This is a genomic window from Membranihabitans marinus, from assembly GCF_019802045.1.
GTDB classification, from domain to species: domain Bacteria; phylum Bacteroidota; class Bacteroidia; order Chitinophagales; family Saprospiraceae; genus Membranihabitans; species Membranihabitans marinus_A.
Genome location: NZ_JAHVHU010000001.1, coordinates 121,821 through 138,841 on the forward strand (window position 1 = coordinate 121,821; position 17,021 = coordinate 138,841).

Annotated in this window: 14 protein-coding genes and 1 tRNA gene; 6 read left to right on the plus strand and 9 right to left on the minus strand. The window is 48.0% G+C overall.

All coding sequences use genetic code 11. The features are described 5' to 3' along the window. Positions 1-181: 181 nt before the first annotated feature. Positions 182-805, minus strand: coding sequence for a manganese efflux pump (locus KUV50_RS00465; RefSeq protein ID WP_222578105.1), 624 nt, complete (start codon positions 803-805; stop codon positions 182-184). 95 nt (positions 806-900) lie between these two features. Here KUV50_RS00465 and KUV50_RS00470 point away from each other — a divergent pair, with 95 nt between their 5' ends. From KUV50_RS00470 to KUV50_RS00480, 3 genes are all read left to right on the plus strand, one after another. Further along, on the plus strand, positions 901-2,058 hold the full coding sequence (locus KUV50_RS00470) for a Gfo/Idh/MocA family protein (RefSeq protein WP_261394945.1): 1,158 nt from the start codon (positions 901-903) through the stop codon (positions 2,056-2,058). A 151-nt stretch (positions 2,059-2,209) separates the two neighbouring features. Continuing rightward, on the plus strand, positions 2,210-3,262 hold the full coding sequence (locus KUV50_RS00475; RefSeq protein ID WP_222578106.1) for a sugar phosphate isomerase/epimerase family protein: 1,053 nt from the start codon (positions 2,210-2,212) through the stop codon (positions 3,260-3,262). Between the two features lie 117 nt (positions 3,263-3,379). Continuing rightward, positions 3,380-3,721 carry a hypothetical protein gene (locus KUV50_RS00480; RefSeq protein ID WP_222578107.1) on the plus strand — a complete coding sequence of 114 codons (342 nt, stop codon included), beginning with the start codon at positions 3,380-3,382 and terminating at the stop codon, positions 3,719-3,721. A 277-nt stretch (positions 3,722-3,998) separates the two neighbouring features. On the opposite strand, the gene folE is transcribed toward KUV50_RS00480, so the two are convergent. The 6 genes from folE to lysS form a co-directional block, all read right to left on the minus strand. Beyond that, on the minus strand, positions 3,999-4,673 hold the full coding sequence (folE, locus tag KUV50_RS00485) for a GTP cyclohydrolase I FolE (RefSeq protein WP_222578108.1): 675 nt from the start codon (positions 4,671-4,673) through the stop codon (positions 3,999-4,001). Between the two features lie 127 nt (positions 4,674-4,800). Next, a complete protein-coding gene (gene lgt, locus KUV50_RS00490) occupies positions 4,801-5,643 on the minus strand; it encodes a prolipoprotein diacylglyceryl transferase (RefSeq protein WP_222578109.1) in 843 nt (280 codons plus the stop codon). 1,008 nt (positions 5,644-6,651) lie between these two features. Continuing rightward, on the minus strand, positions 6,652-7,491 hold the full coding sequence (gene lgt / locus KUV50_RS00495; protein WP_222578110.1) for a prolipoprotein diacylglyceryl transferase: 840 nt from the start codon (positions 7,489-7,491) through the stop codon (positions 6,652-6,654). Positions 7,492-7,931: 440 nt separating this feature from the next. Then, on the minus strand, positions 7,932-10,022 hold the full coding sequence (locus KUV50_RS00500; protein WP_222578111.1) for a M28 family peptidase: 2,091 nt from the start codon (positions 10,020-10,022) through the stop codon (positions 7,932-7,934). A 4-nt stretch (positions 10,023-10,026) separates the two neighbouring features. Further along, the gene (locus KUV50_RS00505) at positions 10,027-10,491 is read right to left on the minus strand and encodes a DUF5606 domain-containing protein (RefSeq protein WP_222578112.1); all 465 of its coding nucleotides are present in this window, start codon (positions 10,489-10,491) and stop codon (positions 10,027-10,029) included. 3 nt (positions 10,492-10,494) lie between these two features. Further along, the gene (gene lysS / locus KUV50_RS00510) at positions 10,495-12,021 is read right to left on the minus strand and encodes a lysine--tRNA ligase (RefSeq protein ID WP_315899903.1); all 1,527 of its coding nucleotides are present in this window, start codon (positions 12,019-12,021) and stop codon (positions 10,495-10,497) included. A gap of 171 nt (positions 12,022-12,192) precedes the next feature. Here lysS and KUV50_RS00515 point away from each other — a divergent pair, with 171 nt between their 5' ends. Continuing rightward, the gene (locus tag KUV50_RS00515) at positions 12,193-14,544 is read left to right on the plus strand and encodes a hypothetical protein (protein ID WP_222578113.1); all 2,352 of its coding nucleotides are present in this window, start codon (positions 12,193-12,195) and stop codon (positions 14,542-14,544) included. Between the two features lie 201 nt (positions 14,545-14,745). Then, a tRNA-Cys gene (locus tag KUV50_RS00520) sits at positions 14,746-14,816 on the plus strand. A 106-nt stretch (positions 14,817-14,922) separates the two neighbouring features. On the opposite strand, the gene KUV50_RS00525 is transcribed toward KUV50_RS00520, so the two are convergent. Both KUV50_RS00525 and KUV50_RS00530 read right to left on the minus strand, forming a co-directional pair. Further along, entirely contained in the window at positions 14,923-15,639 is a 717-nt protein-coding gene (locus KUV50_RS00525; RefSeq protein WP_222578114.1) for a hypothetical protein, read from the minus strand. Between the two features lie 82 nt (positions 15,640-15,721). Continuing rightward, complete coding sequence (locus KUV50_RS00530; RefSeq protein ID WP_222578115.1) at positions 15,722-16,255, minus strand: hypothetical protein; 534 nt, start codon at positions 16,253-16,255, stop codon at positions 15,722-15,724. A 203-nt stretch (positions 16,256-16,458) separates the two neighbouring features. Between KUV50_RS00530 and KUV50_RS00535 the strand changes: the two genes are divergently transcribed. Next, the gene (locus tag KUV50_RS00535; RefSeq protein WP_222578116.1) at positions 16,459-16,719 is read left to right on the plus strand and encodes a hypothetical protein; all 261 of its coding nucleotides are present in this window, start codon (positions 16,459-16,461) and stop codon (positions 16,717-16,719) included. The last annotated feature ends 302 nt before the right edge of the window (positions 16,720-17,021 follow it).

Genomic DNA, 17,021 nt, shown 5'->3' on the forward strand with positions numbered 1-17,021 from the left:
AGTCCCCATAGAGAAGGCAGATTGGTATGATCTCCATAGGGATTCAGCAGTCTTTTATTCTGACCGATGAATTAATTTTCAAACATATTCCAGGAGTTTTGATTACGATGATACCGTAGAATATGCTATGTGATGTCCGCACCCCAAACCACAAACTACAAACCCCAAACCACAATCTACCTCAATGAATGTGAAAAAAGAATGAAGCAATACCGGTGGCGATGAGAATCACCCCGGCAATGATTCCGGAAGAATGCTCCAGCCAATGCCAGTTCCGATTGAGTTTTTCCAATCCCTGATGGACGATGTAGACCCAGGTGAGCATGCCAGCTAATGTAACCACGATGTAGAGCAGAGACAACCATACCGTAAGCATCCAGCTGTGTTGGCCAGCCATGATATAAAGCGCCTCAATTTCCAGGCAAGGGCTGAAAAACATGGCAATGACGATAATCTTAATCTGTTGTCGGGTGGTTTTGGGATTGCCCTCCTGGTCGATGCTAAAATGATGGTGGTGATAGTGTTGATAGATGAAATAAATACCCAAAGCCACGAGCAGAGCCGGACTGATCCAATGGGTCCACTTTTCAAAATCCTTGGATAGCTGAAAACTGAGAAAGCTGATCAACAGCCCGATTAATACCGTGCTAAGCACGTGCGCGCCCCCTGCTATGGCAGTGATATTCAGGGTTTTGGACAAACCCCACTGTTCTTTTTTGGATAAGGTTACCAGTGGAATCCAGTGATTGGGAATCACCGCATGCAACACGGATAGTACTAAGCCACTCAGTAAAATTGAAATCATAGAACGTAAATGTATGAGAAAGTTCTTTTGTTCTCAGGATTTCGATTTTCTTTCTTTATATTTAGTATTTTTCAAAAGTATAAAACAGATATTTTATGAACCGAAAAATACGAATGGGTATGGTCGGAGGAGGCCCCGGAGCCTTTATCGGAGACGTACATCGTATGGCGTCCAGGCTGGATGGCCAGATTGAACTGGTGTGTGGCTCTTTTAGTTCGAGCCCCGAGAAATCGAAGATCACAGGTCGGGAGCTATTTTTGCCCGAAGACCGGGTCTATGATACCTTCCAGGAAATGATCGAAAAGGAAAAAGAACTTCCCGAAGGAGAGCGGATGGATTGCGTCAGTATCGTGACCCCCAACCACCTTCATTTTTTACCTGCTAAGCTGGCGCTTGAAAATGGTTTTCATGTGATCTGCGATAAACCGCTAACGCGGACACTCGAAGAAGCTGAAGAGCTGGAGCGATTGGTGGAAGAAACCGGACTTATATTGGCGCTCACGCATACCTATACCGGTTATCCCATGGTGAAGCAAGCCAGAGATATGGTGAAAAATGGGGATATCGGTACGGTCCGGAAGGTTTATGTCGAGTACCCACAAGGGTGGATGACGGAGAAAATAGAAGAAACCGATTCCAAGCAGGCCAGTTGGCGGATCGATCCCTCAAAATCCGGAATCGCCGGAGCGATGGGTGATATCGGGACCCACGCGGAAAATCTGGCAGAATATATTACCGGTCAAAGAATCAGCGAACTGTGTGCTGATCTGGATACGGTGGTTGAGGGTCGGGTACTGGATGACGATGGCAGTGTTCTGCTCCGCATGGATGGCGGTGCGACCGGAGTTCTGACTGCCAGTCAGGTGGCTGCCGGGGAAGAAAACAGCTTGTCTATACGGGTTTATGGAACGAAAGCCGGACTGGAATGGCATCAGATGGAGCCCAATAGTCTTTACGTCAAATGGCTGGACAAGCCGATGGAAGTATATCGCACCGGTGTGGGGGATTTGTATGACAGTGCGACTGCCCATACCAGGGTGCCAGCCGGTCACCCGGAAGGATATTTGGAAGCTTTTGGTAACCTTTACCGCAATTTTGCGAAGTGCATCCAAGCCCGGCTCCAGGGGGAGGAACCCGATGAGCAGTACCAGGATTTTCCAACGGTTTCTGATGGGGTCCGGGGTATGAAATTTTTGTACAAGGTCGTCGAAAGCGGGAAGAGTACGCAAAAATGGACCTCGTTTGATGATTAATTTTTGGAGCTTTAATCCCAATTTGTTCTACGGGCTAGCTCGCGGGGAATAAGACGCCGAGCGTACCTGGTTAGGACAACGTGGTTTGCGCACCGGAACAATCCCTCTGGAAATAAATCAATTTTATTAACTAAATTATTTAAAAGAAAACATGAAAAATATTAAAGGACCTGCCATATTTTTGGCGCAGTTTGCGTCCGATGAATCCCCTTACAATTCCTGGCGATCTATATGCAATTGGGCAGCATCCCTGGGGTACAAAGGGGTGCAATTACCTACTTTTGTGCCCAGTCTGATCGATCTCGAAAAAGCCGCCACTAGTAAAGATTATTGCGATGAACTAAAAGGAATAGCCAACGAAGAAGGGATTGTTATTACTGAATTGTCGACCCATCTTCAGGGGCAGTTGGTGGCTGTCAATCCCGCCTATGATGAGCTTTTCGATGGTTTTGCACCCCCCGAGCACCGGGGGAATCCCAAAGCGCGGACCGAATGGGCCATCCAACAACTGAAGTGGGGAGCCGCCGCCAGCCGCAATCTGGGCATTGATGTCCATGGAACCTTTTCCGGGGCATTGATCTGGCAGACGGTGTACCCATGGCCCCAGCGACCACAAGGTCTCGTGGACACCGCTTTCAACGAACTGGCCAGACGCTGGAAACCCATTTTGGATGTATTTGATGAACACGGGGTAGATGTGTGTTATGAACTGCATCCTGGGGAAGATCTCCACGATGGATTGACCTTTGAACGGTTTTTAGAGGCGGTGGATGATCATCCGCGCGCGAATATTTTGTATGATCCTTCCCATTTTATTCTTCAACAACTTAAGTATCTGGATTTTATCGATATTTATCACGAGCGGATCCGAATGTTTCATGTGAAGGATGCCGAATTCAATCCGACCGGAAAGGCCGGGGTCTATGGCGGATACGCTGGCTGGGTAGACCGACCCGGGCGATTCCGTTCCCTGGGCGATGGACAAGTGGATTTTAAAGGCGTATTTACGCGGCTATCGCAGTATGGCTATGATGGATGGGCTGTGCTGGAGTGGGAAGACTGCATCAAATCCGGTGAACAGGGTGCGGCTGAGGGAGCCCCCTTTATTGCCGATCACATCATCGAAGTGACCGATAAAGCATTTGATGATTTTGCGGGTGGCGAACCGGATGAAGAGTTGAACCGAAGAATTATCGGGTTGTAAACCGAAAGATAAGCTTTCTAAAGCCTGGTGGTTTTTCGGAATCACGGGGCTTTTTTTATACTTTTTTTTGCGATCAGAGTGTTTAATTGTTCTGATTGTAACCGAAAAAACAATAAAATGGCTCTGAAATTTAAGATGAATCGCAAAGGCTGGCTGGCTGTTTTCGCCGGGCTATTGCTTTTTGCAGCGTGTGAATCCGATCCGGTGCTGACCGGTGACGAAGTATCTTATGCGGGGGATATTCGCCCTCTGATCGATCAAAATTGTACCTTCTCCGGGTGCCATGGTGCTGGTTCCGTGCAGTTTGAATTGCTGACTTACAATCAGGTCAAACTGAAAGCCGCTGCCATTAGACGGGAAGTGTGGGAACTGCAGAACATGCCCAAGGACCGGACCATGTCACTGGAAAAAAGAGAGAAATTTAAAGACTGGGTGGATGCTGGCGCACCGAATAATTAGATGGTAGTTGGGTCGCTGCGCTTTGGGTCGTTGGGACGCTTCGCTGTTGGGACACTTCGCTTTTGGTCGTTGGGACGCTACGCTGTTGGTACGCTCCGCCTCCCTACTTCGTCACGGGAGGTAAACTTTGGGGCGTTGGCGATTGGGTACGCTGCGCTATTGGGTCGCTGCGCTTTAGTACCCTCCGCTGCGGGGGCAGATCAACCATTTATCATCTACCATTAACCATCAACAATCACCCATCCACCATTAACCATCAACAATTCATCATCAACTATCATTTGATAGCATCCAAAAATTCCCGCCTCATCGTATGGTCTGAAAATTGACCGGAATAATCCATCGTAATGGTGGTGCTGGCCATATCTTCGATCCCGCGGGTGGCAACACAAAAGTGCTTGGCATCGACCATCACGATTACATCCTCCGTATTGAGGTCCTTTTTGAGTTCTTCCAGGATTTGCCGGGTCATCCGTTCCTGAACCTGCGGCCGCCGGGCAAAGAAATCCACGATCCGGTTGATCTTTGAAAGACCGATAACCGTACCATTGGAGATGTAGCCCACGTGTGCTTTTCCGACCACGGGTAAAAAATGATGTTCACAGGTGCTATTGACGGTAATGTCCTTTTCGATGATAAATTTATCGTATTGATACTTGTTGTCAAACAGGGACATCTTGGGTTTATTCTCCGGGTTCAAACCATAGAAAATCTCTTTGACAAACATTTTGGCCACCCGATACGGTGTACCTTTCAAGCTGTCATCAGAAAGATCCAGGCCCAGCGTGTCCATGATTTCGCCAAACTTATCAGCAATGATGTCCATCTTCTCCTCATCACTCAGGTCAAAAGCCCCTTTTTTGAGTGGCGTGTCAATGCTGGTCGATTGATGGGTCTCCCCAAGCTCTTCAAACGCCGCTTTCAATAACGTCGTGTTTTCTTCTTTTTTCATAATCCAGTTTCCGTGATTACTGCCATTCTGCTACTATTATTTATCCAGATGGTCAGGCGAATTCAACGCCACAGGAGCTATTAATGTTCAATTATTGAGAAAATTTACGCTTTGGCCTCCTGTTCGATTACTTTGTTTTTCGTCCCGTTTTCTTCTTTTTAAATTGAGGTTCATATTTTTTATTGTAAAAAAGCAAAACCACCCCAATGATGACAAAGGGTATGCTGAGCAACTGTCCCGTTGATAAACCCAGATTAAATAACGATTCGATGCCCCCCTGGCTGCTCTTGAAATACTCTGTAAAAAATCGGGCCGACCACAATAGAATCATAAACCAACCAAAAATGTAGCCCAGTTGTTTGCGCTTATCCGTCTTCCAGTACAAGTAATAAAGAAAAAAGAAGATAAACAGGTAACAGATCGATTCATAAAGTTGAACGGGATGGCGTGGAATATCATCGACCAGGGCAAACTTAAAGGCCCAGGGAACGTCTGCCGGTTTTCCGATAATCTCGTGATTCATCAGGTTTCCAATCCGGATAAAAACCCCCGCAAATGTTACCGGAATCACGATCCGGTCTACGATCCACAGGTAGGGTGTCTTGCTTACTTTTTTGGAAAACAACCACAAAGCAATTAATATACCGATTGCACCGCCATGAGATGCCAGACCACGGTATCCGATAAACTGGAACTCGGGTTCAAAACGGACCGGTAAAATAATCTCCAGCGGGTGCTGAGAAAAATAGTCCCAGTCATAAAAGAAACAGTGGCCCAGTCGTGCACCAAGAATGGTGGCGATCACCATATACATCAGTAGACTGTCCAGCCATTCCAAGTCGGCCCCTTCGCGCTTGAAAATGCGCTTCATCATAAAATAACCCACAATGAAGCCGATCGCAAAGCAAACACTGTACCATCGGATAAAACCCCACTGTGGACTAACCGTCCAATCGATATATGCCAACATAAGTCTGTTCTATTTAGGGCAAATGTAAGAAAATTAAGCTTCTTGTAAGGAATAATTGTTGGGACGCTGCGCTGTTGGTCGTTGGGACGCTGCGCTTTGGGACGCTCCGCTGTTGGGACGCCTCCCTACTATGTGACGGGAGGTAAACTTCACTGTTGGGGTGCTCTGCTATTAGGGCGCTGCGCTGTTGGTAGTTGGACTATGTTTTTTTACAGAACTTCCTTGGTCAAATATCCCACATGAACTTTCTGCACTAAGAGTCCACGGTCGGTGGTCTTCGGTCATTAGAACGCTGTTAGGGCTCTGATTTATGTGTTGATGTTTAATATTGGTTTTTACTTGGGCTGCCCACCAGATTCGTGGCATTGAATATGATTGTCAGCTCATGATTTCCTCGATGGACCAATCCTGAGGGATGGTGGCGGAAGAAAGCTGTGGCGAAAGCCTGGAGGGTGAGCGAGGTGGCTTACGCCTGACCAGCTCGGCCCGGACAATACCACGTGGTGGTTAAACCCCATCCGGTTGAGGCCAATCAAATGAGCGACACCGCTCGCGTTAATGAACGAAGGCGTGGCTTACTAATATCAAGGTTGTGAATCTGATTCGTGTACTCTGTGACCGCGCTGCGGTCAAAAGAATTTTATGATCCGGTTGCTAATAAACTGGGACCGCTCTGCGGTCGTGTTTACGGGATTAAACCGGGCTTTCCCCCTACTGATTTTGGGATCGGCAAGCCTGTGGGGTAGGCATGTGTGCGAGAAGGATTACCGAGCCCTGTTCTAGTAAAGTTGCTGCGTTTTGCTACCTCCATGCCTCCTCCCTACTCCGTCACGGGAGATAAACTTCGCGACGAGAGGTAAATTTCGCTGTTGGTACGCCTCCCTACTACGTGACGGGAGGTAAACTTCGCTGTTGGGACTCTATGTTATTGGGACGGTATGCTTTGGGGCGCTGGTGCTTTGGTTCATAGTTTCCTACCCATGGGCGGTAGCTGCCGGCACGAATATTTTACGTATGGATCGTTATCTCAGGTCTGAAATCCGGTTCATACTTCATATTATAGAACAAAAGAATGATCCCAATAATGACAAATGGAATACTCAATAGCTGACCGGTTGATAATCCAAGGTTAAACAAGGTCTCAAATCCACCCTGGCTTCGCTTGAAAAATTCCATAATAAACCGGGCTGTCCACAACAGGATCATAAACCAACCGAATATGTACCCCAACTGTTTACGTTTCTCCGTTTTCCAATAAAGGTAATATAGAAAAAAGAAAATGAAGAGATAGGAAATCGATTCATACAGTTGAACCGGATGCCGCGGAATATCATCCACCAATTCAAATTTAAAGGCCCAGGGTACTGTTGTTGGTGTGCCGATAATTTCATGATTCATGAGATTGCCTAGCCGGATAAACATTCCGGCCAGGGTTATCGGAATGACGATCCTATCGAGTATCCAGAGATATGGCGTTTTACTGACCCTCCGTGAGAATAGCCATAAAGCAATTAAAATACCAATAGCTCCTCCGTGTGAAGCCAAACCACGAAATCGTTGGAATCGAAACTCAGGCTCAAACTGGAAGGGGAGAATAATTTCCAATGGATGCTGTGAAAAGTAGTCCCAGTCATAAAATACACAGTGACCTATTCGTGCACCAAGAACAGTAGCGATGACCAGGTAAAGCAACAGAGGTTCGAGCCAATCTGTGTTCGCACCTTCCCGCTGAAATATCCGTTTCATAATAAAAAACCCAATAATAAAGCCGGCTGCAAAGAATACATTGTACCATTGAATGAAAAGAAATAAATTGGGGTCGACATTCCAGTCTATATATGCAAGCATTCTTGTTTTTTGTGATGAGATTCTAAAGGTATAGAAATAGAACGTAAAATTATTGAATCTACTTTGAAAAGTCAAAGATCATTGAATTTTCGCCATGGGTATCCCGATGGGTAATTTAGGCGCCTCGAACCCGCCTTAGGCTGGGAGATTTATGAAAGGCAATGATCTATGGAATATCGTCTTCTGGGGATTAAAAAGCGATACATTTTCTGTAGTGATCTTAAAAATAAATAGTCATATTACAGTGGTTTGGTAATTTAATCAAAAAGTCCGCATCGCGGACGACAGCTCCGATAGCTATCGGAGAGCCAGGGTCGTGAGACCCTGGGAAAAGAAGTCGTGCAATTTGAGTCCCTTTGGGGACGACAGAAGTAGAAAGATTGTTTGAAGTCCAATCTGGTCAGGGCGCTGTGAAAATTAAAGACAAAAAACTACAGACCTTACCGAACCAGCTGCTCCTGAAGATCTTCCAACGCATCTACAAACCGGCCAAAGACCAGCTCATGATCCGCCACCGCTTTTTCCAACCCGGCCTGATCCTTTTCCTCGATGTAATACCGCAAGCCCGGCAGCATCCAGGCCGCATACCCACTGTACGGATCCGAAGTGGCATAGGCTGACCGGTACCACGAACCAAAAGGAAGACCCTCCGGTAATAGAAATTGACGTTCCAGCTGGATGAGTAGATGGTTAATCGCTTTTTGGTTCTGACCAGAGCTGTACGATCGCATCAAGGAATCGATGGCATGTCCACGCTCTGTCATGGTCTGGACCTGAGCCAGAAGGGGTTTCAATACGTCGGAATCTAGTTGTTGGTCTTCTGCCCGTTGCTTTATTTTGTTCAGATGGCCGTTCAGATCGATACCGTATTGACCCACTCCATAAGGAATCAAATCCTGTTCGGATAATTCCAGGGTGATGAGTCCCAATACTTTTGCCAGCGTGGGGCCATTCTGATAGGTGGAATCCCCGAACAGATCGAACCAGTACAGGTCATCGTAGTTCGAATGATAAAGGGTCGGACTCCACATGTTGCCACCCATACTCGGAATGGCCAGATGGGAATAGAACCCCAAATGGTCTGAGCCGCCGCCCAGGTTTCCAATGGCCGGATCCTCTTTATTACTTCCTTTCCAGTGCGACCACACGGTCTCTGAGCCCTCCATATAGGGTGATTCTTTGGTAGCTGCTTTGATCAGTGGTTTTAGTGATGGGGAGCTGGCTGCGCTGAAAAGCGTACCTGCGCACGCGGCATCCGCATTGAGGTAAGCCACTGCATTCGCACTCAATTCGTCTTTGAGCTGTTCGACCCACTCCGCCGAACCCAGAATACCGTATTCCTCCGCATCCCAGTGCGCAATTAGAATACTTCGCCGGGGTCGAAAACCCTGTTCGATCATTTTTCCAATGGATTCTGCGAGAGTCAGCAACATGGCTGAACCACTATTGGGATCGGTGGTCCCATACCCCCAGGCATCATAATGACATCCCAGGACAATCCATTCATCGGGGAATTCTTCTCCGGTGAAGGTTCCCACGATATTTTGTATCCGAACCTGACCTCGCGGTTGATTTACCTTAAGACGGACTGTTAGAGCTGACTTTGAAGTGAGTCGATAGGTGAAAGGCAATCCGCCTTGCCAGGCCCCGGGAACGGGTTGTCCGTCCATTCGTTCCAGAATCTCCCGAGCGGCCCGGTATCCAATCGGTGTGACCGGAATGGTGCATAGATCCACATCATCCGGATCGAGCCGGTCTGGAGAAGCCGGATCATCCAAGGGTAGGGCCGGCTCGAACGGTGTCAAAGGATCCCCCGTATAAGGGAGGGTCAGTACCGAACCGCGTTGGATAGTACTCCCATTGTAATACCGTCCTTCGGGAAAGGTCAACCCTTTTACATACCCCGCATCCTTGGGGTCGGAAAAAATGATCAAACCGGCAGCCCCATATTTCTCTGCAAAATAAGCTTTGTACCCCCGGAAATTCCCGCCATACCGCGCCAAAACGATTTTTCCTTCGATGGAAATGCCCATTTCATCGAGTTTTTCAAAATCTTCTTTTCGGCCGTAATTTGCATAAACCACTTCGCCGGTCACATCGCCAGACCCCGAATAGGCATTCCATCCGATGTCCAGATCGGGACTGTGGCTGTATGGATCTTCCGGTATGATATCTTCCTGAATGGATAACGGTTGACGAACGGGTTCGATCAGGCTGACCGTCACCTTCCCCGGGCCCAACGGCATATAAGTGTCGTACGGGTATTCCTGCACCGTCATGCCGGCGGCTTCCATGGTTTGGGACAGGTAATCGGCCACTTTTCGGTTGGCTGGTGTGCCTGCCCGATGTGGTGTCGAAGCCAATCGCGTCAGATGTTCCCGAAACTGTTCCGGTTGGGGCAACTGAAGAAATTCTTTTTTAGTTTCCGCATCCAGCTGAAGTGTTTGAGCGTCAACCACACAGGGTGTTCCGATCAACGACCACAGCACACACAAACCGATGGCCAGATCTGCAACAGATATCTTTTTCATACCATCATTCCTCTTCAGAAATATCCTCGCTCTCCTCTGTGTCACGCTCTTCCTCTTTCTCACTGTTCTCCTCAACCTCAGCCTCATCCTCAACCTCCTCTTCCTCCAAATAGCCATTTTCATTGAGGTAGGTAAACCAGGCAACGATCTTTTTGATGTCGCTGGCGTAAACCTTGGATTGGTCGTGATCCGGGATGACTTCGGTAAAATACTCTCTCAGATCAGCTTTGTTCATCCCTTCCGTCGGTGGGTTGTCTTTCATCCGGGCAAACACATCCTCCAGGGGGAGCGCATCCGAATCCGTGTAAATGGCGATGGACTCCAGTGGAGAAAACTGATAGCTCCGGGCCGAAAGAAATTTCTTCTGGCCCGTCTTCACAGATTCGGCGACGATGCCTGTTTGTTTGGTGGCGATCAGCCGGTACAGACCCGGCAAGCCACTCACTGACATTAATTCTTTGATTTTCATATTTTATTGTTCTTTTCGCATTTGGGGGAAAAATATAACTTCCTGGATGGAAGATTGGTTGGTAAGCAACATGGTCAACCGGTCAATACCGATGCCCAGGCCGGATGTCGGTGGCATACCATATTCCAGCGCACGGAGGAAATCTTCATCCATACCCATGGCTTCTTCATCTCCACGCTCCGCCAGCCGAAGCTGTTCCACGAATCGTTCGCGCTGATCGATCGGATCATTGAGCTCGGAATACGCATTGGCGATTTCTTTCCCGTTTACAAACAGTTCAAAACGTTCGACCAGTCCTTCTTTTTCCCGGTGTTTTTTGGCCAACGGGGTCATTTCGATCGGGTAATCGATGATGTACGTGGGCTGAATCAGATTTTTTTCAACCAGTTCACCAAACAATTCATCGATCAGCTTCCCTCGGCCCATCGAAGCGTCCACTTCCAGGTGTCGTTTTTTACATTCGGCTCGGATTTCATCCTCGTCCATGTGCTCCACATCGATCCCGCCGTATTTTTGGATGGATTCGTAAATGCTGAGACGTGGATAAGGTCCTTCAAAATCAAGCTCTTGATCGCCAAAGGTTACTTTGGTGGTGCCCAGGACCTGCTCGCAGATGGTAGCCAGTAGTTTTTCCACCATCTCCATCATCCAGTGGTAGTCTTTATTGGCCACGTAGATTTCCATGGCCGTGTATTCGGGATTGTGCGTCCGGTCCATTCCTTCATTTCGGAACATCTTACCGATTTCATATACCCCTTCGAATCCGCCGACGATGAGTTTTTTGAGATAAATCTCATTGGCGATCCGGAGAAAGTAGGGCATATCCAGGGTGTTGTGATGGGTCTTGAAGGGGCGAGCAGCTGCTCCTCCCTGCACCGATTGGAGCACCGGGGTCTCGACTTCGAGCCAGCCCTGATCATCAAAATACCGCCGCATGGCAGAAATAATCCTGGAGCGGGTCACAAAAGTCTCGTGCACCTTGTCGTTCACGATCAGGTCGAGGTACCGTCGTCGATAGCGCAATTCGGGATTGGAAAAGGCATCGTGAGTTACCTCTTCGCCGGTCTCCGGATCGACCGTTTTTTTAACCACGGGCAGCGGACGCAGCGATTTGGCCAGTACGGTCAATTCCTGCACACGCACGGTCACTTCACCCACTTTGGTGGTGAACACATAGCCTTTGATGCCGATGTAATCGCCGATGTCCAGCAATTTTTTGAAAACCGTGTTGTACATGGTCTTGTCCTCGCCGGGGGCGATTTCGTCACGGTTCAGATAGATCTGGATTTTGCCTGAGGCATCTTTCAGTTCGGCAAAAGAAGCCTTACCCATCACCCGCTTCATCATCAATCGGCCTGAGAGGATGATGTTCTGGAACTCCTCCTGTCGTTCTTCTGAATAATTTTCCTTGATTTCGGCGGCGGTGGTATTCACTGGAAAGGCTTTCGCCGGATAGGGGTCGATGCCCAGTTCTCTCAGTGCTGTCAGCGCCTCGCGCCTGATTTTTTCCTGTTCCGTTAAAGTGCTCACGTTTGTGGTTTGAATCTTTTCGTAAATGGACGGCAAAAATAGGTTAAAAATTGGAGAATAGCATCCAGAGAATGCCGTTATATAATTTTACCCCGTGGTTTTACGTATGTAATTCGGAAGTTTCCAAGACTTCTTCGTTACTTTGGCGAAATATTTGTGATGTAACTCTATATGAAGGAAAACTGTACCAACTTTTCATTCTTACTGGTTTTTTGCTGGTCCTTTTTCTGCGGCGCAGGTTTGACGGCCGTGGATGCGCAGTCGTGCGGGATAAGAGTGGAATACTTTAATGTTCTTCCGACAGAAGTCACAGAGGATGGTGTCTTGTACAAGCGGGTTCAAATGCTTCTAAAAAATGATGAACCGGGACTTGCTAAAAAGTTTTTCATGTTATTCGATGATCAATCTCCTGCGGCGCTTGATTCATTACCTGAAACACACTCCTATGATAATACCACATCTGAAATATTGATTCCTGTATCTGTGGATAAAATTACTTTTTATGATCGGAATAATATTAATGGATGCAATGTAGATTACTATCCCGGGTTTACCCCCAATGTATGTACCTTTAATGTGACGACTCATATCGATTTGTCAGAAGATTGTTTTAATCGTGCGGCTACATTTACGATTCCGTCTTCTGTGACTATTGATTCCGTGGTGTGGTTTCGGGATGGTCAGCAGGTGGACCATGATTCTATGGAGTGGCATAATATTCCTCCTGGAATTTACGATATTAAATTTTATGATACCAGTGGGTGTGAATCAGAAGCTTATGTGTCGACTTGTACTGAAAAAAAAGAAGCAGGCGAAGATAAATTTGTGCCCTATTGCATTGGCGAAGGGGACACCCTGAATTTATACGATCACCTGGACGCCGATGTGGATTCCGGTGGTTTTTATACCGAGGCATTCGTTCCGTTGGATTCGTTGTCAGTGATGCAATTAACTTTTGATAGCGCAGGCGATCAAAGGTTTTATTATATCGCACCCGCTCTATTGGATATTCCCGATACCAGCACGATGACCATCAATGTGCGGGATTGCAGTGTCTGTGCTTACGAACTGATAGCTGCGGCGCGATCCTGTGCCGATCCCGAGACGATCGATGTCACGGTCAGCGGCGGGACACCGGAGGATACGACGTTTACAGTCACCCTGCCCGATGGGCGCACATCCACCCAGGTATTTTATACCCCGTTTCAGATCGATTTTCCGGCGTTTCAAGATTCATTTCAGTTGCATGTACAGCGGAATACAGCCAGCGGAATCTGTGACAGTACGCTGCAGGTGCCTCCCATCCCCAATCCGATGGTGCTAATCACCGCCACAGAGGTCCCCATGCCCGGCGATTCGGTCGGGATTCGCATCTCAGCCAGCCAGGGCGTCGCGCCTTATCAGATCGAAGCGAGTATCGGTGTCCAAAAAAAATCGGTCAGCTTGCTGGACGGCGTGGAGCGGCAACTCGACTTTAGGCAAACCCACGATTCGGTCTTTATTACGGCGCTGGATGACCAGGGTTGCATGGGCACAGACACCCTGGTGCTGACCCCGGATTGTATCCATCCCGGCGTGACACCTTTGGCGACCACGTGTGGTCTGGACAACGGACAGATCACCATAGACCCATCCGCACTGCCAGCCGGTCGAACCATTACCTGGATGGATGTAAACGAGTCCGAGCTCTGGGAACGGACAGAACTGGCACCGGGAACCTATTACTTTACGGTGGCGTATGAAGATTGTCTGATCGAAGACCACGTCACTATTGATGCCTCGATGCCAAGTTCCCCGGAAGTATTGGCAGTCAACGAATGTTTGTTGGATGGAGAAGCAACTTTTTACCTATCGGATTCCAGTCAGGTGGTCCAATGGCGGAGCGGAGCGGAGGTATTGCCCTTTTTCTCCGTAGAAGCCCCGGCGAATGAAGATCATATTTTTCACATAGAGACCCTGGACGGCTGTATTGATACGGTTACCGTCCGGAGCGATGAGCCGGTTTGGCTCCACCACATCGGATACCAGGAACCGGACCAGTTGTCTGCGCTGCTCGGCATTGACCTGAATGCACTGACTGATTTCGGCTGGATCTTCCGAGATTCGACCTTGTGTCAGCCCTGTGGTGATTATGAAAGTGAAATTATGCTGGATGCCGGGATCTATACCTTTTATGCCGAGCAGGGGCCGGGCTGTCGCCGCGATACCACGATCCGGATAGACCGACCCGATCATGTGTTTTTGATGCCCAATGTAATCACCCCGGGGAAGGGTCAGAACAACCTGATCCAGATCTTTGACCCCTTGAATCAGATGGAGTCGATCATAGAGTTTCAGGTGTACGACCGGTTTGGGAACATCTTGTACGAGCGGTCGGACTTTTATACCGATGACGACTCGAGCATCAATTGGCCCAATGGGATGAGTACGGAACTACCCGATCTGATCGTGTGCATCGCCCGCATCAAATGCAAAGAAGGCGACGAGGTGACGATGTCGCAGGACGTGCTGATCTTGAGGTGACCCGGTGTATATCCTTTCGTAGTGGTCGCCTTAAGCACAAAGATAAGCCCTGTCCTTCTGTCCACACCTTATTTTTTTGAATCATTCCCACGGTGCAACTCGGCCTCGAACCGATAAAAAAGGGTTGGTGAGAAAGTTCCTGATCTTTCCTTGGACAAGATCAAAACTTTATCTTATATTTGCATCCCATTCTCAAAATAGGGTCGCGTGGCCGAGTGGCTAGGCAGAGGTCTGCAAAACCTTGTACGGCGGTTCGAATCCGCCCGCGACCTCTTTTTTTTTCAACTAATATACGAACTATACCCAACCCTCCGGGAACGATCACCCCTTGAATTATCAGTGTCAGTTTGGTCAATGGTGGAGGTGTTTTGGTGGATTTTAATCTGCTTTCTCCAACCGGACCTCGATGCGATCGAAGTACAAGGTAGTGGTTGATTCAAACCCGGAATCTGTTCCGATGATAAGCCACGCATCGCCGTCGGATCCCGTGCGAAATGAGAAGGGCTGGTCATTGCGGCGCTTGATCAACGCGTATTCGAACTGATCTGTCCCATTGGCTACGTCACCGATATTCATCATTTGTTCGCCGTCCTGACTTTGATTGCCCTTATCTATATTCATCCAGTAGAAACCCTGATCGCCCACTTGAGGTTTTGGCTCTATGCGGACCACCCCTGCCTTTAGATATACACTGTGGGCGGGACTGCTTCCGACACCAAATGAATCGTCTGCCGCATCAGAGGCGATGGTCAAATCAAAATAGGCGTGGTAATTGGTGTTCGGTGCTAACCCTTCCACGGGTTTATATACAAACATAAAAAGATCATCGCTGTGGTTGTTACCGGTAATTTTTAAGGCACCTGCGGTGGTATCCAGTGGCGGGGGGAGGGTACTGTGACCAAAATCCAGCTCGTAAAAGTCTTCTTCCCCTTCCGGATAATCCGAAAAGCCACCCTGCCAGTTTTGGGTATTTTCTTCAAAATGGTCTTCCACGATCAAAGGATCGACGGGTTTCGGGAGATCGTTGTCTTTGTCACACGCCATGGAAAGGAGTACCCAGGTTGCCAGCCAGGCGGTACGCATCAATCGGGTCATAGTTTTACCTTTTTTTGTAGTTGAAAAATCCTACGGATAAATTTCAGGTAAAATGGAATGATGACAAAACGGGCGCCAATTTTTAACTTTTTGATGATCGAGAACCCACAAACTGCTCGTCTTTGTTTTGAAACAAGACATTGAATGTCGTCAGGCTGCCGTAGGCCCGGGTGATGTATTGCTGGAGATTGATTTTTTCTGCTTCGGTCAGACTGCTGTTGTTGATGCGCTGTTCCATGACTCGCAGCCGTTCGCGCACCATAATGATCTTTTTGAAAAAGGTGTCGATGGGAATTTCTTTTTCTTTGACCGAATCATCGGCATCCCGGATAATCAACGAGCCGCCCTCCCATTTATGTGCCAGTTCGATGTCTGCGGTGAGGAGATCGTGGTTTTGAAGCACTCGTTCCAGACTGCGCTCCAGAGCCGTATAGGACACGGTTTGGGCTGGTTTTATCCGTTCGATCACATCCCAGCCGGTGTAGTTTTTGCCGATGGGAGTGATTCCATTTTCCATGAAGCAAACCTGATAGTTGTCCGCATCCACGCTGATGACGACGCCTTTACCGTACATATTGTGTCGGACCCGCGATCCGATTCCGAGAAGTTCTGACATGTTCTGCTTTTTTTTTGAAGATTAAAATTATGGAATCAAATATAGGAAATAGTTTGGTTTATGGGGTTTATGGGGTTTATGGGGTTTATGGGGTGGCTTTTGGAATTTTTAGTTTTTAGTTTTTAATTTTTAATTGGGGTGGGTGCTGGGACAAACAAAGGAATACGAGATGGACTAGGCGCCGGGGTAACCATGTCTGGTTTGTGGTTTGGTTCATTGGAATGGAGCAGATGCTGGAGTTTTTGGTGTCCTACAGTCCTGATGGATTTGCTCAGCGGAATGGTAGAGTTTTTGGTTTGGTTCTTTGGAGTGGGAATAGTTCTGGGGTTTATGGTGTCGTAAAGCCTTCGTGGGATTTGCTCAGTGGAATGGTAGCGTTTGTGGTTTGGTTCATTGGAATGGGGCAGGTTCTGGAGTTTATGGCGTCGTACAGCTCTTGTGGGATTTGCTCAGCGGAATGGTAGCGTTTGTGGTTTGGTTCTATGGAGTGGGAATAGTTCTGGGGTTTATGGTGTCGTAAAGCCTTCGTGGGATTAGCTCAGTGGAATGGTAGCGTTTGTGGTTTGGTTCATTGGAATGGGGCAGGTTCTGGAGTTTATGGGGTCGTACAGCCAGGGTGGGATTTGCTCTGTGGAATGGTAGCGTTAGGGATTCATAAGCCTGTGGGGTGCCTGGAGCACGGTGGATTGTGAAGCCCTGGGAAGCTTTGAATATATTTTTTGAAAATTGAACATGCATAATTTGTTAATGCACGCATACCATTTAT